Genomic DNA, 25,544 nt, shown 5'->3' on the forward strand with positions numbered 1-25,544 from the left:
CCAGCAGCCGCTGCATGAGGAGCCACTGACTTGTCCCGTCGCCTGTTCACCTCCGAGTCGGTCACCGAGGGCCACCCGGACAAGATCGCCGACCAGATCAGTGACGCGATTCTCGACGCCATGCTCAAGGGTGACCCCAAGAGCCGTGTCGCCGTCGAGACGCTGATCACCACCGGTCAGGTCCACGTCGCCGGAGAGGTGACGACGGAGACCTACGTCGACATCCCCGGTCTCATCCGGGAGAAGATCCTCGAGATCGGCTACGACGCCTCCCACAAGGGCTTCGACGGAGCCTCCTGTGGCGTGTCGGTGTCCATCGGCGCGCAGTCGCCCGACATCGCCCAGGGCGTCGACGACGCCTACGAGGCCCGTGAGGGCGAGGGCGTCGACGAGCTCGACCGCCAGGGCGCGGGCGACCAGGGCCTGATGTTCGGCTACGCCTGCCGTGAGACCCCCGAGCTGATGCCGCTGCCGATCCAGCTCGCGCACCGCCTGGCCGAGCGCCTGTCGCAGGTCCGCAAGGACGGCACCGTGCCCTACCTCCGCCCCGACGGCAAGACCCAGGTCACCATCGAATACGACGGCGACCGCCCGGTCCGCCTCGACACCGTGGTGGTCTCCACCCAGCACGCGGCCGAGATCGACCTCAAGGAGATGCTCGCGCCGGACATCAAGGAGCACGTGGTCGACCCGGTGCTCGAGGGCCTGGAGATCTCCACCGAGGGCTACCGCCTGCTGGTCAACCCGACCGGCCGTTTCGAGATCGGCGGCCCGATGGGCGACGCCGGGCTGACCGGCCGCAAGATCATCGTCGACACCTACGGCGGCATGGCCCGCCACGGCGGCGGCGCCTTCTCCGGCAAGGACCCGTCCAAGGTGGACCGCTCGGCCGCCTACGCCATGCGCTGGGTCGCCAAGAACATCGTGGCCGCCGGTCTGGCCGACCGCGCCGAGGTCCAGGTCGCCTACGCCATCGGCAAGGCGCACCCGGTCGGCGTGTTCGTCGAGACCTTCGGCACCGAGAAGGTCGAGATCGACAAGATCCAGCAGGCCGTGCTCCAGGTCTTCGACCTGCGCCCGGCCGCGATCATCCGCGACCTCGACCTGCTGCGCCCGATCTACTCGGCGACCTCCGCCTACGGTCACTTCGGCCGCTCGGAGTTCTCCTGGGAGGCCACCGACCGCGCCGAGGCCCTGCGCACCGCCGCCGGTCTCTGACCCGCTCCGCCGCAGCCCCCGTGGGACCTCCCACGGGGGCTGTCGCGTCTGCGGGGCCGCCCGTCCCGCAGGGCTCTGACCACCACCCGCGGCCCTGAGACGTCGATCCCTGTGTAGCTTCTTTTTTTCAAGATCTTGAAGGAGAGATGTGAGCGGGCGGTCGGGGACGGGCGAACTACCGGTGGAGGTCACGAGTTTCGTGGGGCGCAAGGAGGAGGTCCGCCAGGTCAGGCGCCTGCTCCAGGCCTCCAGACTGGTCACCGTCACCGGGGGCGCGGGCATCGGCAAGTCCAGGGTGGCCGTCGAGGCCGCCTCCGGGGTGCGCAGAGCCTTCGCCGACGGCGTCCGGTTCGTGGAACTGGCCGGGGTGAGTGATCCCGGTCACCTGGAGGAGGCCGTGGCCCAGGCGCTGGACCTGGCGGACCCGTCGGACCGCCCGGACGTCGAGGCGCTGGCGGACCATCTCCGCGACCGGCAGACCCTGCTGCTCCTGGACACCTGCGAGCATCTCGTGGACGCCTGCGCGCGGCTGGCGCAGACCCTCCTGGAGAGCAGTCCCGAGCTGCGGATCCTGGCCACCAGCAGGCAGTCGCTCGGCGTGCCCGGCGAGCACATCGTGGCGCTCGCGCCGATGCCCCTGCCCGGCCCGCGCGCGGTGGAGTCCGTGGCCGTGCTCGCCCGCTGCGACTCGGTGGCGCTCTTCCTGGAGCGCGTCACCGCCGTCGACCCGCACTACACGCTCACCGCCGGGAACGCCGCTCAGGTCGCCGAGGTCTGCGCCAGGCTCGACGGCATCCCTCTGGCCATCGAGCTGGTCGCCGTCCGGATGCGCACGCTCCCGATCGGCCGGATCCTCGGCCTGCTCGACGACAGGCTCTGGCTGCTGTCGGGCCTCACGGCGGACAGGCGGCACCCGACCGTCGGCGCGACCGTCGAGTGGAGCCACGAGCTGTGCACCGACGACGAGCGGCTGCTCTGGTCGCGGCTGCCGGTCTTCGTCTCGACCTTCGACGCCGCCGCGGCCGAGGGCGTCTGCGCCGACGGGGCGCTGCCCGCCGAACGGATCCTGCCCGCCCTGCTCGGCCTGGTGGACAAGTCCATCGTGATCCCGGTCAGACGGGGCGAGGGCACGGTCTACCGGCTGCTGGACATCATCCGGGAGTACGGCGCCGCCAGGCTGCTGGAGAGCGGGGAACGCGAGTGGCTGCGCCGCCGCCACCTGCGCCACTACCTCGAACTGGCACACCGGGGACGGAAGGTCGGCCCGGACGCCGACCAGGTGGAGCTGTGGGGGCGGATCCGGCGAGACTGGCCCAACATCCGCGCGGCCCTCGACCTGTGCGCCGAGGACCCGGCCGAGCACGAGACGGGCCTGAACATGGCCTCGACGCTGTGGTACCTCTGGATCGCCTGCGGGATGCTCCGGGAGGGCCACCACCACCTGGAGCGGCTGCTCGCCCGCTGCCTGCCCGGGACCGCGTCGTGGTCGTGGGCGACGCTCATCCTGGCCTACGTCGCCATCGCCCGGGGGCACCTGGACGAGGCGCGGCTGCTGCTGGAACGGTGCAGGCGCGCTTCCCCGCCCGGCGGTGACACGCTCCGGCTCCTGCTGCTCAAGCTGAGCGGCACGCTGGCCGTCATCGAGGGCGATCTGCGCGGCGGGGAGGCCCGGCTGAGCGCCGTGGTGGACCGGCTCGGCCCCGGCCCGCACCTCCCCGAGGTGCTCCTGCCGTCGATGGTCGAGCTGGGCCTGAGCCTGATCTGGCGCGGTGAGACCGCGGCCTCCCGGGAGGTCTTCCTGCGCTGCCGGCGGCTCTGCGAGGAGCAGGGGAACGCGTGGGCGCGCGCCTACGCCGACTACGGGCTGGGGCTGGTCGCGATGGCCGAGGGCGACGCGGACCGGGCGGCCTCCCACGCGCGCGACTCGTTACGGGTGAAGAGGCACTTCTCCGACGCCATGGCGATCGTGTTGTGCCTGGAACTGCTGGCCGCCGCCGCGGTGGACCGGGGTGAGCCGGCCAGGGCGGGGCGGCTGCTCAGCGCGGCCCGCACCGGATGGCGGGACAAGGGCCTGCTGGGTTACCCGCTGATGGTCGAGGACAGCGCTCGCTGCGCCGAGCTGGTCAGGCGGAGCCTGTCGCGCAGGGACTACGACCAGGCGGCCCGCGAGGGGGCCGCGCTCGGCCTGGAGGGGGCGATCGCCTACGCGCTCGGCGAGGAGGAGGCCGCCGGGGGCGCCGTACGCCGCGACGCCGGCTGGGCGCCGCTCACCCGCAGGGAGCGGGAGGTCGCCGAGCTGGTCGCCGAGGGGCTGACCAACCGGCAGATCGCCCACCGGCTGATGGTCGTGCAGCGGACCGTCGACTCCCATGTCGAGCACATCCTGGCCAAGCTCGGCTTCTCGGCGCGCGCCCAGGTCGCGGCCTGGGCGACCCGGCGGCGCCTGGGGGGCTCCGCCGCTCCGGAGAACGCGTGAATACCGCCTGGTAGCGTTTCGGCGGACATGGGGGGCGAAAATGGCGAGGCGGCCGGGGAATCTGCCCGTGGACCTGTCCAGCTTCGTGGGACGGGCCGAGGAACTGGCCGAGGGCCTGCAGCACCTCGCCGGCGCCAGGCTCCTGACCCTCACCGGCCCCGCGGGGGTGGGCAAGACCCGCACCGCCCTGCGCCTGGCCGACACCCTGCGCCGTGGCTTCACCGGCGGGGTCTGGCGGGTCGAGCTGTCGGGCACGGCCGATCCGGCGGCCACCGTCGCCGAGACGCTGGAGGCGGGCGGCGCCCTCTCGCCGCCGGAGATCGCCTCGGCGCTGGGCGACAGGCGGCTGCTCGTCGTGCTCGACACCTGCGAGCATCTCCTCGGCGAGGTGACCGCACTGGTGGAGGCACTGCTCGGCAGGGCGTCGAGGATCGTGGTGGTGGCCACCAGCCGCCAGCCACTGGGCCTGCCGGGGGAGCGGGTGCTGGGGCTCGCGCCGCTGCCGCTGCCGTCGGCCGTGCGGCTGTTCGAGGACCGGGCCGTGGCCGCCGACCCCGGCTTCGCCCTGACACCGGCCGTCTCGCCGGTGGTCGCCGAGATCTGCGCCAGGCTGGACGGGCTGCCGCTGGCGATCGAGCTCGCCGCCGCCCGGATGCGCTCCCTTTCGGCCCGGGACCTGCTGGAGCGGCTCCGCCACCGCCTCACGCTGCTGACCGGGGTCAGCAGGAGCGCGCTGCCCCGCCACCGCGACCTGCGGGCCTCCGTCCAGTGGAGCCACCGGCTCTGCGACGACGAGCAGCGCGGGCTGTGGGCACTGCTGTCGGCGCTGCCCGGCCCCTTCGACCTGGCCGCCGCCGAGCGGGCCTGCGGCGCCGGGCTCGGGCCGGGCCGGGTCGCGCCGGTCCTGGCCGGCCTGGTCGAGCGGTCGGTGGTGCTCCGCGACGCGGAAGGCCGCCACAGGATGCTGGAGGCCTACCGGGAGGTCGGGCTGGAACCGTCCGGGGGCCGGTGGCGGCCGGCCGTACAGGAGCCGCTGCGGGGCGCCGGGCGGTCCCTCCGCGTCCACCAGCCCGGCCGGGTCGCGCGGGCGGTCACCGGCACGCTGAGCGCCCGGGAGCTCCAGGTGGCCGAGCTGATCACCGAGGGGCTGTCGAACCCGATGATCGCCGCCCGGCTGGACATCGCCAAGCGCACCGTGGACGCGCACGTCCGCAACATCCTCGCCAAGGGCGGTCTCGCCTCGCGCACCCAGGTGGCCGCCTGGGTGGCCGAGAACGACGGACGGGCATCTCCATAGGCACATCGCCCGATGCGGGATGCCGGTGACGGCGGCCATGATGGACGCGGCCAGTGGGGCACCGTGCGCTCCGGCGTTCCGCAGCAGTCAGACGGTGTTGAGGGAGGGGTCCCCTTCCGCCTGATGTATCGCCGGGGTGTTCTCCGTGTCGGGCGTGACCCACTGGCCGATCGCTTCCCGTGCCGGACGCTTCCCGCGCCGATCGCTTCCCGCGCCGATCGCTTCCCGCGCCGGCTGCCTCCCGTGCCGGACGCTTCCCGCGCCGATCGCTTCCCGCGCCGGCTGCCTCCCGTGCCGGACGCCTCCCGCGCCGATCGCTTCCCGCGCCGGCTGCCTCCCGTGCCGGACGCCTCCCGCGCCGATCGCCTCCCGCACCGGACGCTTCCCGTGCCGGGTACGGTCCCGGGGGAGCCGGCCCGGCCGGCCGCCTCCCCCGTACGGCCGCGCTCCGCGGCCCGGCCGCCTTCGCCGCCCCCGGGATCTGGTAGGACAAGTGGGTGACCCACGCCAGCCCCTCACCAGACGACGGCGCCCTGCTGCCGCTCGACGCCGTACGTGAGCGGCCCGCGCCCGTTCCCGCCAGGCCGGCCAAGGGGGTTCCGGAGCCGGCCGCGGTGCTGCCGGTCGCGCGGGTGGCCGTGGACACCCCGCTGCCGCACCTGGACCGGCCGTTCGACTACCTCGTCCCGGCCACGGTGGACGCCGACGCGGTGCCGGGTGCCCGGGTCCGGGTCCGCTTCGCGGGAAAGCTCGTCGACGGCTTCCTGCTGGAGCGGCTGGAGGCCAGCGAGCACGAGGGCAAGCTGGCCCGGCTGGAGAAGGTCGTCTCGCCCGAGCCGGTGCTGACCCCGGAGATCGTCGCGCTGGCCCGCGCCGTGGCCGACCGCTACGCCGGAACCCTGGCCGACGTCCTGCGCCTGGCCGTCCCGCCCCGCCACGCCAAGGTGGAGGCCGAGGCGGTCCCTCCGGCCGCCGGGCCACCGGGCGGCCCCGAGCCCGGACGGGAGGCCGAGGCGGTCCCCCCGCCCCCGGCCGCCGGGCCGCCGGACGGCCCCGAGCCGGCGCGGGAGGCCGGGCCGGGCCCCTGGGCCGACTACCCGGACGGGGAGTCGTTCCTGGCGGCCCTCGCCGAGGGGCTCTCGCCGCGCGCGGTGTGGACCGCGCTGCCCGGGACGGGAGAGGGCGGGCCGCAGTGGGCCGCGGCGGTCGCGGTGGCCGTCCGGGAGACCCTCCGGAGCGGCAGGGGCGCGCTCGTGGTGCTCCCCGACGGCAAGGACGTGACGCTGGCCGACGCGGCGCTGAGCGCCGCCCTGGAGCCCGGCGCGCACGTGGCGCTCACCGCCGACCTGGGGCCCGCCGAGCGCTACCGCCGGTGGCTGCGGGTGCTCCGGGGACAGGCGCGTGCCGTCGTCGGCACCCGGGGGGCGGCGTTCGCGCCGGTGCGCGACCTCGGGCTGGCGGTGGTCTGGGACGACGGCGACGACCTGCACGCCGAACGGCTCGCGCCCTATCCGCACACCCGGGAGATCCTCGCGCTCCGGGCCTACCAGAGCCGTGCCGGCCTGCTCGTCGGAGGATACGCCCGTACGGCCGAGGCCACCCAGCTCGTCGCCACCGGCTGGGCCGGCACCATCGCCGCCGCGCGCGAGACGGTCAGGACCAGGGCCCCGAGGGTCCGTCCGGCCGGGGAGGACTCCGAACTGGCCAGGGACGAGGCGGCGAGGGCGGCCCGGCTGCCCAGCCTCGCCTGGCGCGCGCTGCGGACCGGGCTCACGGCCGGCCCGGTGCTGGTGCAGGTCCCCCGGCGGGGTTACCTGCCCGCGCTGGCCTGCCAGAACTGCCGGGCCCCGGCCCGCTGCGGGCACTGCAGCGGGCCGCTCGCGCTGCGCGGCGGCCACGCCGCCCCCTACTGCCGCTGGTGCGGCCGGATCGCGGGGCAGTGGCGCTGCGCCGCCTGCGGCGGCGTCCGGGTGCGGGCGCAGGTGATCGGCGCCCGCCGTACGGCCGAGGAGCTGGGGCGGGCCTTCCCCTCGGTCCAGGTCAGGACCTCGGGCAAGGACGGCGTGCTCGCCACCGTGGGCGCCGCCCGCGCCCTGGTGGTGGCCACCCCGGGCGCCGAACCGGTGGCCGAGGGCGGTTACGCGGCGGCCGTGCTGCTGGACGGATGGGCGCTGCTGGGCCGGCCGGACCTGCGGGTCGCCGAGGAGACGCTCCGCCGGTGGATGAACGCCGCGGCGCTGCTGCGGCCCCAGGCCGAGCTGGTCGTGCTGGCCGACTCCTCGGTGCTCGCCGTGCAGGCGCTGCTGCGCTGGGATCCGGTCACCCACGCCGAGCGGGAACTGGCCGACAGGACAGAACTGGGTTTCCCCCCGGCGGTAAGGATGGCCACGCTGACCGGTTCCGCCGCGGCGGTCAGGGAAATGCTCGGCGAGGTCGTTCTGCCGGAGGGGGCGCAGGTTCTCGGGCCCGTCCCGGTCGACTCGCCCAGGGGCGACCAGGTGCGAGAACGCGCCATGCTGCGGGTTCCGAGAGGGGCGGGATCGGCGCTGGCCGCCGCGTTGAAGGGGGCCGTAGGGGTGCGTTCGGCGCGCAAGGCTCCCGAGGTGGTCAGGGTGTGCATTGACCCTCTCGATGTGATTTGAGTTGTTTCCCCGATTCGCGGTGCTGACAGTAAGCCGTTAATTTTCCCCTGTGTCGATCGAATGGGTAAATCGGGCCGTGGACGATCTGCGCGCGTGGGGGCGCGCGTACGGCCTGGACGTTGACGTGGACGAGGTGCGGCTGCTCTGCGACTACGCGAGCGATTATCTGGACGTGAACGAGCTGGGTGATTTCACCCCGGTCACTTTCGAGGAACTGCTGCTCAACATCTACCCGCGCAAGGTCATCGCCCCGCCGGAAAGTGCCCCCGAGACCGTCGCCGCCGCCCGCACCCTGGTCGACTTCCTGCTCGCGACCGAGGAGATCGGCGGCAAAATGGCCGTCCGCATGCGGGCCGTCCTGGACCGGATCGAGCCCGAGATGCCGATCGCGCTGGCCGACACCTCGAAGTTCGGCATGGCCAAGAGCCTGTTCAGCGCGATGGGCGCCGACACGCTGGAGGAGGGCGACGTCTCGGTGCCGGCGGTGGAGGAGCCCGCCGCCGAGTTCTGCGACTGCCCGGGATGCTCCCCCCTGCCCCCGGCCCGGCTGGCCCCCCGCGAGGCGCTCGCCGAGAGCGCCCTGCGGGTGCCCCTGCTCACCGACGTCCGGCGGCTGGTCCAGTGGATGCTGGCCGGAGGCCGCACGCCGACGGTGAAGGGACGCCTGCGGGTCCGCGACGCGGCCGAGGCCACCGCCCAGCTCGCGGTGGCCGCCCCCGGCCTCCTGTGGGAGCTGGCGGTGCACACCGGCCTGGTCGAGGTCGAGGGCACCGCCGTCTTCGACGGCGAGGACTTCGACCCGCTCGACACGTGGGCGGCGGTGGTGGAGTTCCTCGTGGAGAAGGAGACCGGTGGGGCCGTGACCGGCGACCGGTCCCTCGACGAGGAGCTCTACGGCCTGTGCGACATGCTCTACCGGCTGCAGGCGCCGGTGCCGATCCCCCTCGTCATGGAATACCTGGAGGAGATCGGGCTGCTCGACGACGGGGAGGTGGACGTCGCCGAGGCCGTGCGGGGACTGGCCTACTGCGGGATCGCCGAGCCGAGCGAGGAGACCCTGGAGCTGACCGCGCTGGCCGTCTGGGGCCTGCGGGAGCACTACACCGACCTGGGCATCGAGGCGCCCGAGGCGGCCGACCTGACCGCCGCCGACGCTCCCGAGCTCATCGAGGGGCTGCTGTCCGGGATGCCCACCGAGATGGCCGAGGCCGACATCGAGGGCTGGCTGCGGAGCAGGACCCCGCAGCAGGCCGCCGCCGAGCTGCTGGGCGCCGCCTCCGGCGCGCCGTCGGTCGTCCGGGGCATCGCCGTCACGATCGTGGACCGGCTCGGCCCGGACGCCGAGCCCGCGGTCCGCCGCTGTCTCGACGAGGCCGAGCTCCGCCCGCACGCCATCCACTGGCTCTCCACACGGGGCCTGGCCGCCCCGGCGCTCTCCCAGGAGGAGGTGCTCTGGATGAGCGTGGACATGCTCGCCCTGGCCATCTCCGCCGCCGAGGACGACCCGGAGACGTTCGCCGAGAACATGGCCGCGTCCGGTCCGCCGGCACACGTGATCGAGGAGATGTGGCGGGTGGACCATCCCGAGGTCGTCGAGGTCCTTGAGCTGCTGGGCCGCTCCCTGAACGACCAGAACGTGGCCAAGGCCGCCCGCAAGGCCGCCTTCAAAGCACGGTCCCGGGCTATCGGTTAGCCGTACACCCGTGTGGCTCCAGTGCAGTAAGTTTCACGGGTGGCAAAGAGCGGGAACACCGGCAACGTCTTCGATCTCGGCGAACTGCGCAGGCTGGTCGACGAGCTGGGATCGGGGTCCCGTGAGGCACGCGCGGCCGTGCTCGACGCGACCTCTCCCGACGACAAGGACTGCGACTGCCCGGGCTGCGGCACCGATGTGCTGAGCTTCCCGCCGGTCGTGCTCGCCCCCGACGACGAGCTCGCGGCCGCCGTGCTCCGGGTCCCCCTGGTGCTGGACGCCCAGCGGCTGGCGGCGTGGACCGGCACCCGCGAGGTGACCCCCGAGGGCCTGCTGCCCGATCCGTTCCTGCCCTGCGCCGAGCTCGGAGTGCCCAATCCGGCGCGGCTGCACCTGCTCTGGGTGGTCGCGGTCAACACCGGCATGGTCCGCATCTCCCGGGGCGTGGCGACGGCCGGCCCGCTGGCGCTCTCCGCCGAGCTGCCCTCCGCGGCGCTGCTGGGGTTCTGGGACGGCGTGGTCATGGACGTCCTGGACCGCGCGGACGACAGTCTGACCGGGTCCTCGGTGGTGGACGACCACCTCGCCGAGATGCTCGCCACGATGTACGCCGTGAGCGACGGCCTGTCTCCCGCCACCCTGGTCAAGGGCATCCTCCAGTCGCACGAGGTGGCCTGCGAGGCCCGTCCCGCGGAGATGCGGGCGCTGACCGCGGCGCTCCCGGGCGAGCTGCGGGGCGCGCTCTCGCTGCTGGGCTACTGCGGGCTCATCGAGCTGTCCGGGGCGGGCTGGCCCCGGCTGACCCCGCTGGGCATGTGGGCGGTCCGCCAGGACCTGCTGCGCGAGGGCCACGACGCCCCCACCGGGGCCGAGGTCGCGGTCTTCGCCGACCTCGGCGCGGCCGAGCTGGTCGAGGCGATCATGAAGCGCTCCGCCGCCCCCAGCGCCGTCACCGTGTGGCTGGAGTCCCGTTCCCCGGAGGCCGCCGCCCGCGAGCTGGTCAAGATCGCCGCATCCGGTACGGCCGGCCAGCGCGGCACCGTGGGCACGATCCTGGAGGAGCTCGGCCCCGAGGCCGAGGTCCCGCTGAGGGAGGCCCTCAGCGAGCCCGCCATGTGGCGCTACGCCGCCTCCTGGCTGCACATCCGCGACCTGCCGGCGCCCGCCCTGACGCCCGCCGACAGCACCTGGATCGCGGTCGACACGCTCGCCTCGCTGATCCACCTCGGCAACGCCCCCGAGGCGATGTGCGAGTTCGACATGCTCGAACCCGGCGAGGACCTGGTCCGCGTCGTCGAGGAGATGACCTCGGTCGACCATCCCGACACGATCGCCGTGCTGGACCTGCTGGGCGCCCACCACAGCGACGCGGCGGTGGGCAAGGCCGCGCGGAAGGCGGCCATGAAGGCCCGCTCGCGCTGAAGCCCGGTCCGCGAAGCGGATCACCGGGACGGGCCGGGGCGGGGAGCGCGGTTCCACCGGCGCGGCCGCCGCCGCCGCGCTCGGGGCCGGCCGCCGGACGGCCGGGGACCTCGCCGCCGGGCCGTGCGCGCGCGGAAGATCCGAGGGACACTCCCCACGGCCCTTAGACTGTGGGAATCCCCGAAAAGTGTGAGGAGAGCCCTGTTGGCCATTCAGTCGATCCGCCTTTTCGGCGACCCTGTGCTGCGCACCCCCGCCGAGCCGGTGAAGGACTTCGACAAGGAGCTGCGCAAGCTCGTCAAGGACCTGACCGACACGATGATGGACGCCCCCGGGGCCGGCCTCGCCGCGCCGCAGATCGGGGTCGGGCTCCGGGTCTTCACCTACTACGTGGACGAGCAGCTCGGGCATCTGATCAATCCCGACCTCGACCTCTCCGAGGACAAGGACGAGGAGGGCGAGGAGGGCTGCCTGTCCTTCCCCGGCCTGTCCTTCCCCACGCCCCGGGCGATCCGGGCCGTGGCGACGGGCCTCAACATGCACGGTGAGCCCGTCACCCTTGAGGGCACCGACCTGATGGCCCGCTGCTTCCAGCACGAGACCGACCACCTGGACGGGGTGCTGTTCATCGACCGGATGGATCTCAAGCAGCGCAAGCTCGCCATGAAGGAGATCCGCGAGGCGGAGTGGAGCGGCCTGTCGGCCCCCGCGTTCAAGTTCTCCCCGCACGCCACCCACGGGAAGGCTCTGTAACAACCTTGCGCCTGGTCTTCGCCGGAACCCCGGACACCGCCCTGCCCTCGCTGCGGGCCCTGCTCGACTCGCCGCGCCATGACGTCGTCGCCGTCGTCACCCGGCCGGACGCCCAGTCGGGCCGGGGCCGCAAGGTCCACCCGAGCCCCGTCGCCGAGCTGGCGGAGGAGGCGGGCATCGAGGTCCTCAGGCCGCCGAAGGCGGGGGACCCCGAGTTCCTGGAGCGGCTCCGGCGGATCGACCCGGACTGCTGCCCGGTGGTGGCCTACGGAGCCCTCCTGCCGCAGTCCGCCCTGGACATCCCGCGTCACGGCTGGGTCAACCTGCACTTCTCGCTGCTGCCCGCCTGGCGCGGCGCCGCCCCGGTGCAGCACGCCGTACTGCACGGCGACCAGATCACCGGCGCGGCCACCTTCCAGATCGTCAGGGAGCTGGACGCCGGCCCGGTCTACGGCGTGGTCACCGAGGAGGTCCGGCCCGCCGACACCAGCGGCGACCTGCTCGCCCGGCTCGCCGAGTCCGGCGCCGGACTGCTGGTGGCGACCCTGGACGGGATCGAGGACGGCAAGCTGGAGGCCGTGCCTCAGCCCGCCGACGGGGTGAGCGTCGCGCCGAAGATCGGCGTGGACGACGCCAGGGTCGACTGGTCCGCGCCCGCGATGCGGGTGGACCGCCTCATCCGCGCCTGCACGCCCGCGCCGGGCGCGTGGACGGAGTTCCGCGGCCAGCGGGTCAAGCTCGGCCCGGTACGGCCGGCACCCGACGCCCCGGCTCTGGACCCCGGGCGGATCGCGGCCTCCAAGAACACCGTCCTGGTCGGCACGGCCACCCACCCGGTCGAGCTGGGTGAGGTGCAGCCGCAGGGCAAGCGCCTGATGGGCGCGGGAGAGTGGGCCCGCGGTGTGCGGCCCGCAGACGAAGATCGGCTGGGCTAGGGATCATGAGTAATCGGGGGAACGGCGGAGACGCTCCGCGCGGTGGCGGGCGTGGGTCCGGAGGCCGTTCACGCGGCGGCCAGCCGGGCGCGCCCGGCGGCCGGGGCGGCGGCGCAGGCAGGGGCGGCGGCGCAGGCGGGGGCAGGGGCGGCCGTCCGCCCAAGCCGGTCCGTGACGAGGCCCGCAACGCCGCCTACGACCTGCTGCGCGCCGTGGACGAGCGGGACGCCTACGCCAACCTCCTGATGCCCGCGCTGCTGCGCGAGCGCCGCCTGTCCGGGCGGGACGCGGGCCTGGCCACCGAGCTGGCCTACGGCACGCTGCGCGGCCTCGGCACCTACGACGAGGTCATCGCCGCCTGCAGCGACCGGGCCCCCGAGGACCTGGACCCGCCGCTGCTCGACGCCATCCGCCTGGGCGTGCACCAGCTGCTCAAGACCCGGGTCCCCCCGCACGCCGCCGTGGGCACGACCGTCGACCTGGTACGGCTGCGGGTGGGCACCGGCGCGTCGAAATACGCCAACGCCGTGCTGCGCAAGGTCGCCGGCCGCTCCCTGGAGCAGTGGCTGCCGATCGTGGCCCCCGACCGGGGCGAGGACCCGGTCGGCCACCTGGCCGTGACGCACAGCCACCCCCGGTGGATCGTCACCGCGATGCGCGACGCCGTGGGCGGCGACTTCGACGAGACGGCAGCCCTGCTGGCCGCCGACAACGAGCGGCCCCGTGTCACCCTGGTCGCCCGGCCCGGCCGCGCGTCGCTCGACGAGCTTCTCGCCTCCGGAGCCCAGCGGGCCGAATACTCCCCCTACGGGGCCTATCTGACCGAGGGCGACCCCGGTTCCATCGGCGCCGTGGCCGAGGGGCGAGCCGCCGTGCAGGACGAGGCCAGCCAGCTCGTCGCCCTGGCGCTGACCCGCGTCCCGGTGGCCGGTGGCGACACCCGCTGGCTCGACCTGTGCGCGGGCCCCGGCGGCAAGGCCGGGCTCCTGGACGCCATCGCCGTGCAGGGCGGCGCCAACCTCCTGGCCGCCGAGCTCCAGTACCACCGCGCCCGCCTGGTCCGGCAGACCACCCGCGAGGCCGCGGTGATCACCGCCGACGGCACGGCCCCCGCCTGGCGTCCGGGGGTCTTCGACCGGGTCATGGTCGACGCCCCCTGCACCGGCCTGGGCGCCCTGCGCCGCCGCCCGGAGGCTCGATGGCGGCGCGATCCCCGCAGCCTCCCGGACCTGGGCAGGCTCCAGCGCGAGCTGCTCGCCTCGGCCCTGGAGGCCGTCCGCCCCGGGGGAGTCGTCGCCTACGTCACCTGCTCGCCCCACCTGGCCGAGACCGTCGCCGTGGTCGGCGACGCCCTGCGCGGCCGCGACGACGTGGAGGCGCTCGACGCGCGCGCCTACCTCCCGGAGGTGGCGGATCTGGGCGAGGGGCCCCATGCCCAGTTCTGGCCCCATCGCCACGGCACCGACGGGATGTTCCTGGCGCTGCTACGCCGGCGCTGACCCTCCCGGGCGCCCGTCGCGAGTGCCGGCCGTCGTCGGGCGTGCCCTATGGACGTGGCGGCCCCCGCGGGTTCCAATGATGTGAACGTCAGGGACGGCGCTCGACCACGACCGCCGGCCGCCGCGCCCCGTCCCGGCATGGAGCCGTACGGCAGGCCGTTCGACATGTGCGGCGGCCGTCGATGAGACGTGGGGTTGTCGAGATGTGCGGAATCTCCGGCTGGGTGGACTTCGATCGCGATCTCGGGCAGGCGCGGGGCGTCGCCCAGGCCATGACCGACACCATGGCCTGCCGCGGGCCCGACGACGAGGGACTGTGGCTCGCCCCGCACGCGGCGCTGGGGCATCGCCGCCTCGCCGTCATCGACATCGAGGGCGGCAGGCAGCCGATGGTCGCCGAGGAGGACGGCCGGCCGCTCGCCGTCCTCACCTACAGCGGCGAGGTCTACAACTTCCGCGAGCTACGCGCCGAACTGGCCGCGCGCGGCCACCGCTTCCGCACCCGGAGCGACACCGAGGTCGTCCTGCGGGCCTACCTCGAATGGGGCGACGACCTCGCCGCCCGGCTGAACGGCATGTTCGCCTTCGCGATCTGGGACACCCGCCGTGCGGAGCTGCTGCTGGTCCGCGACCGGATGGGCATCAAGCCGCTGTACTACCGGCCGACCCCGGCGGGCGTGCTGTTCGGCTCGGAGCCCAAGGCGATCCTCGCCAACCCGCTCGCCCAGCCGCCCGTGGTCGACGCCGACGGGCTGCGTGAGCTGCTCGCCCTCGTCAAGACGCCGGAACACGGCATCTACCGGGGGATGTACGAGGTCCGTCCCGGCCAGCTCGTCCGGGTGAGCCGTCAGGGCCTGAGCCGGCGCCGTTACTGGCGGCTTGAGTCGCGCGAGCACACCGATGATCTCGACACCACCGTCCGGACCGTGCGCGGGCTGCTGGACGACATCGTCGGGCGCCAGCTCATCTCCGACGTGCCGCTGTGCAGCCTGCTCTCCGGCGGCCTCGACTCCAGTGCCGTCACCGCGCTCGCCGCGAAGGCGCTGCGGGAGCGCGGGGCGGGCAGGATCCGGTCGTTCGCCGTCGACTTCGCCGGCTACAGCGACAACTTCGAGCCCGACGAGATGCGCGGCACCCCCGACGCGCCGTACGTCCACGACGTCGTCCGGCACATCGGCCCCGACCACACCGACATCGTCCTGGACTCCGCCGACCTCATGGACCCGGCCGCGCGCGCCGCGGTCCTGCGGGCGCGTGATCTGCCGATCGGTGTGAGTGACATGGACGTCTCGCTCTACCTGCTGTTCCACGCGATCCGGGGCCACTCCACCGTGGCGCTGTCCGGGGAGTCCGCCGACGAGGTCTTCGGCGGCTACCGGTGGTTCCACGACCCCGAGGCGGTCGGCGCCGACACCTTCCCGTGGCTGGCGACGCCGGGGATCGCGCGGTACGGCGGCCTGGGCGCGCTGCTCGACGAGTCCCTGCTGCGCAAGCTCGACCTTCCCGGCTACCGCGCCGAGAGCTACCGGCAGGCGCTGGCCGAGGTGCCCCGGCTGCCGGGTGAGAGCGGCCTGGAGAGGCGGATGCGGGAGATCGGCTACCTGCACCTCACCCGGTTCGTGCAGATCCTGCTCGACCGCAAGGATCGCATGAGCATGGCCGTCGGTCTGGAGGTCCGGGTGCCGTTCTGCGATCACCGGCTGGTGGAGTACGTCTTCAACACCCCCTGGGCGATGAAGACCTTCGACGGGTACGAGAAGAGCCTGCTCCGTGCCGCCTCGGCGGACGTCCTGCCGCGTTCGGTCCTGGAGCGCCGCAAGAGCCCCTATCCCTCGACGCAGGATCCCTCCTACGAGCGGGCTCTCCGTGTGGAGACGGCCCGGCTGCTCGACCGCGGCGACATGGCCGTCGCGCCGCTGATCGACCTGGAGAAGGCGCGGGCCGCGCTCGTCCTGCCCGCGGGCCCCGGCGGCCCGCTGGGGAGCCGGGCGGCGCTGGAGGGGCTGCTCCAGTTCAACGCCTGGCTGGAGGAGTACGGCGCCCGGATCGAGATCTGACCCGCAGGCCGGCCGCACCCGGGTCCGAAGGGGCGCCCCATGGGCTCGGATACGGTATCTCCGCAGGTCACGAGTATGCTGGTCGATGCTTGACGGCCGCCTCCCGCCCCGCCGGCCCCTCCCGCACCGCACTCCTGAGCCGCCGCCGGCGTCCGCGCCGGCCGGGTCCGGGCGGCCCGCCGGTGACGGGCGTCCGGTGACCGCGCAATAGACTCGGCCGCATCATGGCCGTACAGATCTCGCCCAGCATCCTGTCCGCCGACTTCGCCCGCCTCGCCGAGGCGGCCGCGGCGGTCCCCAACGCCGACTGGCTGCATGTGGATGTCATGGACAACCACTTCGTGCCCAACCTGACACTCGGTCTGCCGGTCGTCGAGTCCCTGCTCAGGGCCACCTCGACGCCGCTCGACTGCCATCTCATGATCGAGGACCCGGACCGCTGGGCCCCGGCGTACGCCGAGGCCGGGGCGGGCAGCGTGACCATCCACGCCGAGGCGTCCAAGGCCCCGGTCCGCACCCTGCGCCAGATCCGCGCCGCCGGAGCCCGCGCCGGCTTCGCGCTGAACCCGGCCACCCCGGTCGAGCCGTACGAAGACCTGCTGGGCGAGATCGACATGCTGCTGCTGATGACCGTCGAGCCCGGGTTCGGCGGCCAGAAGTTCCTCGACGTGGTGCTGCCCAAGATCCGCCGGGCCCGTGCCCTGATCGACAAGCACGGGGGCCAGGTCTGGCTCCAGGTGGACGGCGGTGTGTCGGACCAGACCATCGAGCGCTGCGCCGAAGCCGGCGCCGACGTGTTCGTGGCGGGCAACGCCGTCTACGGCGCCGAGGACCCGGCCCGCGCGGTGGACGCCCTGCGGGCCCGCGCCGAGAAGGGCTGAGCCCCGCCCGGACCTCCCGCCACGGCCCTACCTCACCCCGGGGTACGGCCGTGAACGGGCGTCATCGTCTCCGGCTCCGCGCCGATGGCGGGTGAACGCGCCGGGGGCGTGGCGAGGCCACCCCGGTTCCGCCGCGGAGCCGTCCCGGTGATGTCATGGTCGGATAAGGAGTCACTCCGGGCGAATGGGGTAAGCAATCACTTGCAAGGGAGGTGGTCCATGGATCACGGACTGTTCGGGCCGGGCTCGGTGACCTGGCGGGTGATGGGAGAGCCGATCCTGCTGGTCGGAGGGTTCCGGGCGCTGCTGATGCAGGGGCTGCACCCCCGGGCCATGCGCGGGGTCGCACAGAACTCCGCGCTCATGGACCCGTCCGAGGCGTGGTCCCGCTTCCTGCGCACCACCGAGTTCGTCCGGGTGCGCACCTACGGCACGAGCGCCGAAGTGGCCGAGGCGGGCGCCCGGGTCAGGAAGATCCACTCCCGGCTCACCGCGCTCGATCCCGACACCGGCGAGCGGTTCCGCCTCGACGACCCCGGCGCGCTCCTGTGGGTCCACGTCGGCGAGGTCGACTCCTACCTGTCGGTCGCCCGCCGGGCGGGGGTACGCCTGAGCGACGAGGACGCCGACCGGTTCGTCGACGAATGGCGCCGCGCCGCGGAGGTCGTCGGCCTCCGCCCGGACGACGTGCCCGGCTCGGTCGGCGAGATGCGCGACTACGTCCAGGGCGTCCGTCCCGGTCTCTACTTCGCCCCCGAGGTGCCCCACCCGCTGCGCCAGTCGCTCAGCCAGTCCCTGAACGCGCCGCTTCCCACCTATCTCCTCCCGCTCAAGCCGGTCATCCCGATGCTCACCGTGCTGGCCTTCGCGACCCTGCCGCGCTGGGCCCGCCGGCTGTACGGCCTGCCCGCCACGCCGCTCGGCGACCTGTGGGCGACGGCCACGTTGAAGGGGCTGCACGCCGGGATCGGCCTGGTGCCCGCCCCGGTCAGATACGCCCCGGACGCCCGCAGGGCGCGGCGGGTGACGGCCGAGCGGGCCGCGTAGCCCGCCCGCCGAGCGGCTGTTGACCAAGCGCTCGCTTGGTCAACATAATATAGGGGTGTTCCTGCCCTTTGTCGGGCATGGCACACTGAGGATACGGGGAGCGAGTCCGGAAGGACGAACGACCCGACAGGCAAGCAGCGTGCTCCGGGGTCGGTGAAAATCCGAACCGGCGGTTACAGTCCGCGACCCGGTCGAAGCCATCGACCGGTTGACCCGGTGAAATTCCGGGACCGACGGTTAAAGTCCGGATGGGAGGAAGCGCGCGAGCGGAGAGTGCCCTCAGGCACCCTCCGCTGACTGGGTGCATGCACCTGTTATCCCCCGGGGCCCGCCGTGGCAGAGCAAGCTACTGGCGAGTAGGAGACCCGGGTGACTGATCAGGCGCACATGCGCCGGGCGATCGAGCTCGCCGCGCGCGGGCGCGGCACCACCAGCCCCAACCCCGTCGTCGGATGCGTCGTCCTCGACGCCGCCGGACAGGTCGTGGGGGAGGGCTTCCACGTCTACGCCGGCGGCCCGCACGCCGAGGTGGTCGCGTTGCGCGCCGCCGGAGAACGCGCCAGGGGCGGCACCGCGTACGTCACCCTCGAACCCTGCGACCACACCGGCCGCACCGGGCCCTGCGCGCTCGCCCTGCTGGAGGCCGGGATCGCCCGCGTCGTCGTCGCGGTGAGCGACCCCAACCCCGCGGCCGCCGGCGGCGCCGACCGGCTCACCCGGCACGGCGTCGCCGTCACCACCGGCGTGCTCGCCGCGGAGGCCGAGCGCGGCAACGCCGAATGGCTGACCTCCGTCCGGCTCGGCCGGCCGCACGTCACCTGGAAGTACGCCGCCACGCTGGACGGCCGCTCGGCCGCCGCCGACGGCACCAGCCAGTGGATCACCTCGCCGGAGTCCCGCGCCGACGTGCACCGCCTGCGCGGCGAGGCCGACGCGATCATCGCGGGCATCGGCACCGTCCTCGCCGACGACCCCCGGCTCACCGTCCGCCGCCCGCCCGGAGACGGCGCCCCCGCCGACGGTCCCGGCCCCCCGGCCGGCCGTACCGGCACCGATGCCCGCCCGCCGGGGGACGGCGCCCCCGCCCCGAGGCCGCTGCTCCGCGTGGTCGTCGACAGCGACGCCCGCACCCCGCTCACCGCCCGCGTCCTGGACGGCCCGGCGCCCACGCTGGTCGCGGTCGCCGCCGACGCCGACGCCGACGCGCTCGCGTCCAGGGCCGAGGTGGTACGGCTGGCGCGGCGGCCGTACGGGATCGACCTGGCGGGGCTCCTGGCCGAGCTGCACCGCCGCCAGATCGTCGGCGTGCTGCTGGAAGGCGGGCCGACCCTCGCGGGTTCCTTCCTGAAGGAGGGACTGATCGACCGGGTCGTCGGCTACCTCGCCCCGGCGCTGCTGGGCGAGGGAGCCGCCGCGCTCGGCCCGGCGGGCGCGGCCACGATCGCCGAGACCCACCGCCTGGAGTTCGAGGATGTCACCCCCACCGGGCCGGACCTGCGTCTGACCGCCCGGCCGGTACCCCTGAAGGAGCTGTGAATGTTCACCGGAATCGTTGAGGAACTGGGCGAGATCGCCGCGATCGAGCCGCTGCGGGACGCGGCCCGGATGTCGATCCGGGGCAAGGTCGTCACCGCCGACGCCGGGCACGGCGACTCCATCGCCGTCAACGGCGTCTGCCTGACCGTGGTGGAGGTGGACGGGGAGGTGTTCACCGCCGACGTGATGAAGGAGACCCTCGACCGCAGCTGCCTCGGGGCGCTGCGGCCCGGCTCCCGGGTCAACCTGGAGCGCGCGGTCCGCGCCGACCAGCGGCTGGGCGGCCACATCGTGCAGGGCCACGTGGACGGGACGGGCGTGCTGCTGTCGCGCGAGCCCGGCGAGCACTGGGAGGTCGTCCGGTTCGCCCTCCCCGCCGAGCTGAACCGCTACGTGGTCGAGAAGGGTTCGATCGCGGTGGACGGCGTCAGCCTGACCGTGGTCGGCGTGGACGGCAACGGGTTCGCCGTCAGCCTGATCCCGACCACTTTGCAGCTCACCACCCTCGGGGCCAAGCAGCCGGGCGACCCGGTGAACCTGGAGGTGGACGTGATCGCCAAGCACGTGGAGAAGCTCGTGGGCGCGTACGGTCTCGGGGGCAGGTCGTGAACTGGGCCGAGGCGGGGTTCGAGGTCTTCGGCACGAAGGTCCTCTGGACGGACCTGGTGGGGAACGTGGCCGCCCTGGCCACCGTGCTGCTGGCCATCCGCAAGTCGATCTGGACCTGGCCGGTCCAGCTCACCGCCTCGGTGCTGCTGCTCGTCGCCTCGATCAACGCCCACATCACGGGCAACGCGCTCAAGCAGGTCATGTTCGGCGCCCTGGCCGTCTACGGCTGGTGGCGCTGGACGCGCGGCACCCAGGACGGCCGGGAGCTGGCCGTACGCCCCGCGACCGGCTCCGAACGGCTCGCCCTGGTCGGGGTCATGCTCCTGGGCACCCTCGCCGTCGGCGTGATCTTCTTCGTCACCGGGCTCTCCTGGGGCGCCTCCGTCCCGCCGCCCAAGGGGTACCTGCTGGTGCTCGCCGACTCCTACATCTTCGTCGGCAGCGCGGTCGCCACCTGGGCACAGGGCCGCGCACTGGTCGACTTCTGGCTGATCTGGATCGCGGTGGACCTGGTCGGGGTGCCGCTGGCCTTCAGCTCGGGACTGGTCGTCTCCGGGGCGGTGTACGGAGTCTTCTTCGTGCTCGTCCTGGTCGGATTCTTCAACTGGCTAAAGGAGTACCGGTCGAGGACCGTACTCGTTCCCAAGGAGGCGGTGTGATCAAGCTGGACCCGATCGAGAGGGCGATCGCCGACATCCGCGAGGGTAGGCCCGTAGTGGTCGTCGACGACGAGAACCGCGAGAACGAAGGGGACATCATCTTCGCCGCGGCGAAGGCCACGCCGGCGCTGCTGGCCTTCACCATCCGGCACACCAGCGGTGTGATCTGCGTGTCGATGCGCGGCGAGGACCTCGACCGGCTCGGCCTGCCGCTGATGGTCAACGACAACAGGGAACGCCTCCGCACCGCCTACACGATCAGTGTGGACGCCCGCGACGGGGTGAGCACCGGCATCTCCGCGTCGGACCGGGCCAGGACCATCCGCACCCTGTGCGACTCGGCCACCGAGCCGTTCGAGCTGGTACGGCCCGGCCACGTCTTCCCGCTCCGCTACCGCGAGGGCGGCGTGCTGGTCCGGCGCGGCCACACCGAGGCGGCCGTCGACCTGGCCAGGCTCGCCGGACTGAGCCAGGCGGGCGCGCTCGCCGAGGTCGTCAACGACGACGGGACCATGAAGAGGCTGCCGGAGCTGCGCGAGTTCTGCGACGAGCACGACCTGGCGCTGGTCTCGATCGAGCAGCTCGTGGAGTTCAGGCGGCGCAGCGAGCGGATGGTGACCCGGGTCGCCGAGACGCTCCTGCCGAACAGGTACGGCAGCTGGCGCGCGTACGGCTACGCGAGCGCGCTGGACGGCGGCGAGCACCTGGCCCTGGTCTACGGCGACATCGAGGACGGCGAGAACATCCTGGTCCGCGCGCACTCCGAGTGCCTGACCGGAGACGTGCTCGGGTCGCTGCGGTGCGACTGCGGGGTGCAGCTCGACCACGCGATGTCCGAGATCGCCGCCGAGGGCCGGGGCGTGGTCGTCTACCTGCGCGGGCACGAGGGACGCGGGATCGGCCTGCTGGCCAAGCTCAAGGCGTACAGCCTGCAGGACGACGGCCGGGACACCGTGGACGCGAACCTGGAGCTCGGGCTGCCGGTGGACGCCCGGGAGTTCTCCAACGCCGGGCAGATCCTCGCCGACCTGGGCGTCAAGTCGGTCCGGCTGCTGACCAACAACCCTGCCAAACTGCGGGGCATGGACGGGTACGGCATCAAGGTGCTCGGCCGTGAGCCGATGCCGGTGGCGATGAACCCCTACAACGAGAAATACCTGACGGCCAAGCGCGAACGCCTCGGCCACGACATCCAGGAGGAGAAGGCATGATCAGGCGGGACGCGCTCGCGGAGGCGCACTCCGGGCCGCTGGGCGGGGGGCTCGCATGAGCGGCGCCGGACGACCGAGGATCTCCGCCGTCGACGCCGGCGGACTGACCGTCGGCGTCGTGGCCGCCCGCTGGCACGAGAAGATCACCGATCAGCTCGTGGCGCGGGCCGTGCAGGCCGGCGAGGACAGCGGCGCCACCGTGACCGTGGTCCGCGTGGCCGGGACCCTGGAGATCCCGGTCGTGGCCCAGGCCCTGGCCAGGCGGTACGACGCGGTCGTCGCCCTGGGGGCGGTGATCCGGGGTGGGACCGCCCACTTCGAATACGTCTGCGACTCGGTGACCTCCGGCCTGACGCGGGTCGCCCTCGACGAGGAGACCCCGGTCGGCAACGGCGTGCTGACGTGCGACTCCCTCGACCAGGCCGTCGACCGCTCGGGGCTGCCGGGCAGCCACGAGGACAAGGGCTACGAGGCGACCGTGGCGGCCCTGGAGACCGCCCTGCTGCTGAGAGACCTCCGGGGGTAGGCGGGAGCGCCGGGAACGCGCCAGCGGCGGGACCGGATGCCTCCTGCCCCGCCGCGCGACAGCCCCGCCGCGCGACTGCCCTCCTGCGTGACTGCCCCGCCGCGCGACGCCCGCCGTGCTCCGCGGCGGGCGGAAGCGGCGGACGGAAAGGGAGGATCTTCGGACCCTCCGTGCGGAGTCATGGCCGGCGGGGCCGTGCGGTAAATTTCATTCGGCACTGTCCCGGTAGTCACACCGGTTATGACCGGCGCTTTTCCCGAAGGATCGTGATCTTCAAGTGAGCCCCGAGAGTGTCCCTCCGCCTGAGCTTCCCGTGGTGTGGCGGCCGAAGATGGGGCGGATCGTGCCGTACGGCTTCGCCGCGGCGATCGTGCTGGGGGCGCTGCTGATGGCGGTCTTCCTGCCCCCGCCGTTCACCCTGGTCGACAAGGTCGCCATGGTCGTGCTCGGCGGCCTGATCGCCGGAGTGCTGCATCTGCTGGGGCGCTGCCGGGTCGAGGCCGACGAGCGGGGGATCACCGTGGTCAACCCGCTGCGGGTGCACCGCTACGAGTGGCCGGAGGTGCTGGGGGTCACCCTGACCCAGAGCGAGCCCTGGGCGAAGATCGACTTCGCCGACGGGGCGACGATCGGGGCCATGGGACTGCAGGGGTCGGAGAAGGACCGGACCGTGCGGCAGGTGCGCGAGCTCGCCGCACTCATCCGGGAGCGCGGCGAGGCCGAGGAGACCCGCTAGACCCTCCTCGGGTGGGCCGCCGGAGGCCGCGGGCACGACCGGGCCCCCCACCCGCGACGGGCAGGGGGCCCGGCCGCATGCGACGTGATCTCAGTCGATCGGCGGGTTCCGTTCTCGCCGCTCCGGCTGTGGTCCTCCTGGTCGTGGGCGTCCTGGCTGCCGTCTCCCCGGCTGCCGGCCCTCCGGCTGACGATCTTCACTCCACCGCCACGGAAGAGCCTTCCGTGAGGCAGCCGCGTCATCCTCGCCGGCCGTCCCGGGCTCCGGATCCCCGTGGCGTCCCGCGATGTCGGGAGTACGATGACCCCTCCAGGCTGCCAGGGCGCCGGATAGCAAAACGCTGCGGTGTTCCTAACGAATCGTTAAGTCTCGTCAGGACGGGGCCGGGCCGAGTTCGAGGATGATCTCGGCCCCTCCCGACGGGGCCGGACCGGCCCGCAGCCGGCCGCCGGAGCCCTCCGCCGTACGGCGTGCGATGTCGAGCCCCAGACCGGTGGAGGACCTGCCGCTGATCCCGCGGTCGACCGGGGCGGGATAGGGGAATCCGGGGCCCTCATCGGTGATCACCAGCAGGGCGCCGCCGCCCGGCCGGGGCGCCAGTTCGACGGTGAAGGGCGTGCCGTCGGGCGTGTTGGCGAACACGTTCTCCAGCAGCAGGTCGGCGCAGGCGGCCAGGTCCTGCGCGCTGACCCCGACGGGGATCGGGGTGCCGGGCAGGCGGAGCCCCACCGGCCGGTCCTGGTCCTCGGCGAGCGCCGACCAGAAGGTGACCCGATCGGTGATCACCTCGGTGGCGTCGCAGCGCGCCACGCCGCCCCGGCCGAGCCGCCGGGCCTCCCGGATCACCTGGGTGACCATGCGTTCGAGGGTGTCGACGGCCTCTCCCACCCGCGCGGCCTCGTCCTTGTCGCGCAGGGTCTCGGCCTCCAGCCGCAGCGCCGTGACGGGGGTGCGCAGCTGGTGGGAGAGATCGGCGACCGCCTCGCGCTCGCGGGCGAGCAGCTCGCGGATGCGGGCGGCCAGATGGTTGAGGGCGGTGCCGACGTCACGGATCTCGGGCGGGCCCGCCGGCTCCACCCGCGCGTCCAGATCGCCGCGGGCCAGCCGCCGGGAGAGGCCGGCGACCTGTCGGACCGGCTGGATCAGCGAGCGGGCGAGCCGGTCGGCGACGACGATGCCGACCGTGAGCAGCGCCAGCCCGATCAGGCCCAGCACGAGCCACGCCCGCCCGACTCCCTGCCGGAGCCGCTCGGCGCTCACGAACGTGCGGATGACCGAGGTGCCGTCGCCCCCTCCCTGGACGGCCACCAGGATCTCCCGGCCCGCCGGGGTCTCCATGGTGATGCTGCGCCCACGCGCGGCCAGCTCGACGGCGGGGTCCCAGGAGGCCGGGGCGCCGAGCGACGTGCGATCCGGCAGGAAGATCGTGATCGGCGTGTCGGTGGACCCGTTGACCTGGCGCAGGGTGGCGTCGAGGCTGTCGCGGTCGCCCAGCGCCACCACGGCGGCCAGTGACTGCGCCTTGGCGGTGGCGGCGGCCGTGGCCCGCTCGGCGGCGACCGTGCTGACCAGTACGGCGAGCGGCACGAGGAAGGCGACCAGGACCAGCGAGGTGGTCGCCACCGCGAGCAGGGCCAGGCGTCGCCTCATCGTCCGGCCTCAGGGGCCCGGGTCGACGATCTTCACGCCGACGCCGTGGACGGTCTGCAGGTAGCGGGGGGCCTGGGCGCTCTCGCCGAGTTTGCGGCGTAGCCACGACAGGTGCACGTCGACGGTCTTGTCGGCGCCGCCGTACGCCATCCGCCACACCTCGGTGAGCAGTTCCCGCTTGGAGACGACCTGGCCGGGGCGGACCGCGAGATAGTGCAGCAGGTCGAACTCCTTCGGAGTCAGGTCGAGGCGGACGCCGTCGAGGAAGGCCTCCCGGCCCGCCTGCTCGATGAGCAGCCCGCCGACCCGTACCGGCACCGGCTCGGCGTCGGTCTCCCTGCCCCGGCGCAGCACGGCCCGGATCCGGGCGTCCAGATGGGCCGCGCTGAACGGCTTGACGACGTAGTCGTCGGCTCCGGCGTCCAGCGCCCGGACGATCTCCGGCTCGTCGTCGCGCGCGGTCGCCACGATGACCGGGACGGCGCTGACGGCGCGTAGCATGCGCAGTACCTCGCAGCCGTCGAGGTCGGGCAGGCCCAGATCGAGCACGACCAGGTCGGGCCGGTCCTCCAGTGCCCGCGTCAGCCCCGGCATGCCCGCGCAAGCGGACGTGACGGCATGCCCGCGTTCGGTGAGCGCGCGGGTCAGCGCGGACCTGACCTGGGCGTCGTCCTCGACGAGGAGCAACTGTGCCACG

General features: G+C 73.7%; 20 protein-coding genes and 1 riboswitch. Of the genes, 18 read left to right on the forward strand and 2 right to left on the reverse strand.

Features of this window, described 5'->3' with window-relative positions; genetic code table 11:
- Window positions 1-30: 30 nt before the first annotated feature.
- From metK to BM085_RS13825, 18 genes are all read left to right on the forward strand, one after another.
- Complete coding sequence (gene metK / locus BM085_RS13735) at window positions 31-1,218, forward strand: methionine adenosyltransferase (RefSeq protein ID WP_093887371.1); 1,188 nt, start codon at window positions 31-33, stop codon at window positions 1,216-1,218.
- A gap of 148 nt (window positions 1,219-1,366) precedes the next feature.
- Window positions 1,367-3,694 (forward strand): ATP-binding protein, encoded by a 2,328-nt coding sequence (locus tag BM085_RS13740; RefSeq protein WP_143120912.1) that lies wholly within the window; start codon window positions 1,367-1,369, stop codon window positions 3,692-3,694.
- A 40-nt stretch (window positions 3,695-3,734) separates the two neighbouring features.
- On the forward strand, window positions 3,735-4,991 hold the full coding sequence (locus BM085_RS13745; protein WP_218158703.1) for a LuxR C-terminal-related transcriptional regulator: 1,257 nt from the start codon (window positions 3,735-3,737) through the stop codon (window positions 4,989-4,991).
- A 497-nt stretch (window positions 4,992-5,488) separates the two neighbouring features.
- On the forward strand, window positions 5,489-7,633 hold the full coding sequence (locus tag BM085_RS13755) for a primosomal protein N' (RefSeq protein WP_093887375.1): 2,145 nt from the start codon (window positions 5,489-5,491) through the stop codon (window positions 7,631-7,633).
- 76 nt (window positions 7,634-7,709) lie between these two features.
- Window positions 7,710-9,326, forward strand: a complete 1,617-nt coding sequence (locus tag BM085_RS13760; protein ID WP_245789303.1) for a hypothetical protein — start codon at window positions 7,710-7,712, stop codon at window positions 9,324-9,326.
- Between the two features lie 39 nt (window positions 9,327-9,365).
- On the forward strand, window positions 9,366-10,748 hold the full coding sequence (locus tag BM085_RS13765) for a hypothetical protein (RefSeq protein WP_093887376.1): 1,383 nt from the start codon (window positions 9,366-9,368) through the stop codon (window positions 10,746-10,748).
- A 204-nt stretch (window positions 10,749-10,952) separates the two neighbouring features.
- Entirely contained in the window at window positions 10,953-11,501 is a 549-nt protein-coding gene (gene def, locus BM085_RS13770; RefSeq protein WP_093887377.1) for a peptide deformylase, read from the forward strand.
- 5 nt (window positions 11,502-11,506) lie between these two features.
- Window positions 11,507-12,436: a methionyl-tRNA formyltransferase gene (gene fmt / locus BM085_RS13775; RefSeq protein WP_093887378.1), complete on the forward strand. Its 930-nt coding sequence runs from the start codon at window positions 11,507-11,509 to the stop codon at window positions 12,434-12,436.
- A 5-nt stretch (window positions 12,437-12,441) separates the two neighbouring features.
- The gene (locus BM085_RS13780; protein ID WP_143120913.1) at window positions 12,442-13,935 is read left to right on the forward strand and encodes an RsmB/NOP family class I SAM-dependent RNA methyltransferase; all 1,494 of its coding nucleotides are present in this window, start codon (window positions 12,442-12,444) and stop codon (window positions 13,933-13,935) included.
- 182 nt (window positions 13,936-14,117) lie between these two features.
- Window positions 14,118-15,992: an asparagine synthase (glutamine-hydrolyzing) gene (gene asnB / locus BM085_RS13785; RefSeq protein WP_342742882.1), complete on the forward strand. Its 1,875-nt coding sequence runs from the start codon at window positions 14,118-14,120 to the stop codon at window positions 15,990-15,992.
- Between the two features lie 224 nt (window positions 15,993-16,216).
- On the forward strand, window positions 16,217-16,873 hold the full coding sequence (rpe, locus tag BM085_RS13790; protein ID WP_086577349.1) for a ribulose-phosphate 3-epimerase: 657 nt from the start codon (window positions 16,217-16,219) through the stop codon (window positions 16,871-16,873).
- Window positions 16,874-17,092: 219 nt separating this feature from the next.
- Window positions 17,093-17,920 carry an oxygenase MpaB family protein gene (locus BM085_RS13795; RefSeq protein ID WP_177245096.1) on the forward strand — a complete coding sequence of 276 codons (828 nt, stop codon included), beginning with the start codon at window positions 17,093-17,095 and terminating at the stop codon, window positions 17,918-17,920.
- A gap of 135 nt (window positions 17,921-18,055) precedes the next feature.
- A riboswitch (FMN riboswitch) is annotated at window positions 18,056-18,186 on the forward strand.
- 103 nt (window positions 18,187-18,289) lie between these two features.
- Window positions 18,290-19,456: a bifunctional diaminohydroxyphosphoribosylaminopyrimidine deaminase/5-amino-6-(5-phosphoribosylamino)uracil reductase RibD gene (gene ribD, locus BM085_RS13800; protein WP_218158704.1), complete on the forward strand. Its 1,167-nt coding sequence runs from the start codon at window positions 18,290-18,292 to the stop codon at window positions 19,454-19,456.
- On the forward strand, window positions 19,457-20,065 hold the full coding sequence (locus BM085_RS13805; RefSeq protein WP_093887382.1) for a riboflavin synthase: 609 nt from the start codon (window positions 19,457-19,459) through the stop codon (window positions 20,063-20,065). It abuts the gene before it with no gap.
- Window positions 20,062-20,724 (forward strand): nicotinamide riboside transporter PnuC, encoded by a 663-nt coding sequence (pnuC, locus tag BM085_RS13810; RefSeq protein WP_093887383.1) that lies wholly within the window; start codon window positions 20,062-20,064, stop codon window positions 20,722-20,724. The genes BM085_RS13805 and pnuC overlap by 4 nt, the downstream gene beginning before the upstream one ends.
- The gene (locus tag BM085_RS13815; RefSeq protein ID WP_093887384.1) at window positions 20,721-21,935 is read left to right on the forward strand and encodes a bifunctional 3,4-dihydroxy-2-butanone-4-phosphate synthase/GTP cyclohydrolase II; all 1,215 of its coding nucleotides are present in this window, start codon (window positions 20,721-20,723) and stop codon (window positions 21,933-21,935) included. The genes pnuC and BM085_RS13815 overlap by 4 nt, the downstream gene beginning before the upstream one ends.
- A gap of 55 nt (window positions 21,936-21,990) precedes the next feature.
- Window positions 21,991-22,461 (forward strand): 6,7-dimethyl-8-ribityllumazine synthase, encoded by a 471-nt coding sequence (gene ribH, locus BM085_RS13820; RefSeq protein WP_093887385.1) that lies wholly within the window; start codon window positions 21,991-21,993, stop codon window positions 22,459-22,461.
- A gap of 277 nt (window positions 22,462-22,738) precedes the next feature.
- Window positions 22,739-23,197 (forward strand): PH domain-containing protein, encoded by a 459-nt coding sequence (locus BM085_RS13825; protein ID WP_093887386.1) that lies wholly within the window; start codon window positions 22,739-22,741, stop codon window positions 23,195-23,197.
- A gap of 372 nt (window positions 23,198-23,569) precedes the next feature.
- Here BM085_RS13825 and BM085_RS13830 read toward each other — a convergent pair whose 3' ends face one another.
- Window positions 23,570-24,847, reverse strand: coding sequence for a HAMP domain-containing sensor histidine kinase (locus BM085_RS13830; RefSeq protein WP_093887387.1), 1,278 nt, complete (start codon window positions 24,845-24,847; stop codon window positions 23,570-23,572).
- A gap of 9 nt (window positions 24,848-24,856) precedes the next feature.
- Window positions 24,857-25,543 (reverse strand): response regulator transcription factor, encoded by a 687-nt coding sequence (locus BM085_RS13835; protein WP_093887388.1) that lies wholly within the window; start codon window positions 25,541-25,543, stop codon window positions 24,857-24,859.
- Between the last annotated feature and the right edge of the window lies 1 nt (window position 25,544).

It is taken from the genome of Streptosporangium canum (genome assembly GCF_900113865.1).
Taxonomy (GTDB): Bacteria; Actinomycetota; Actinomycetes; order Streptosporangiales; family Streptosporangiaceae; genus Streptosporangium; species Streptosporangium canum.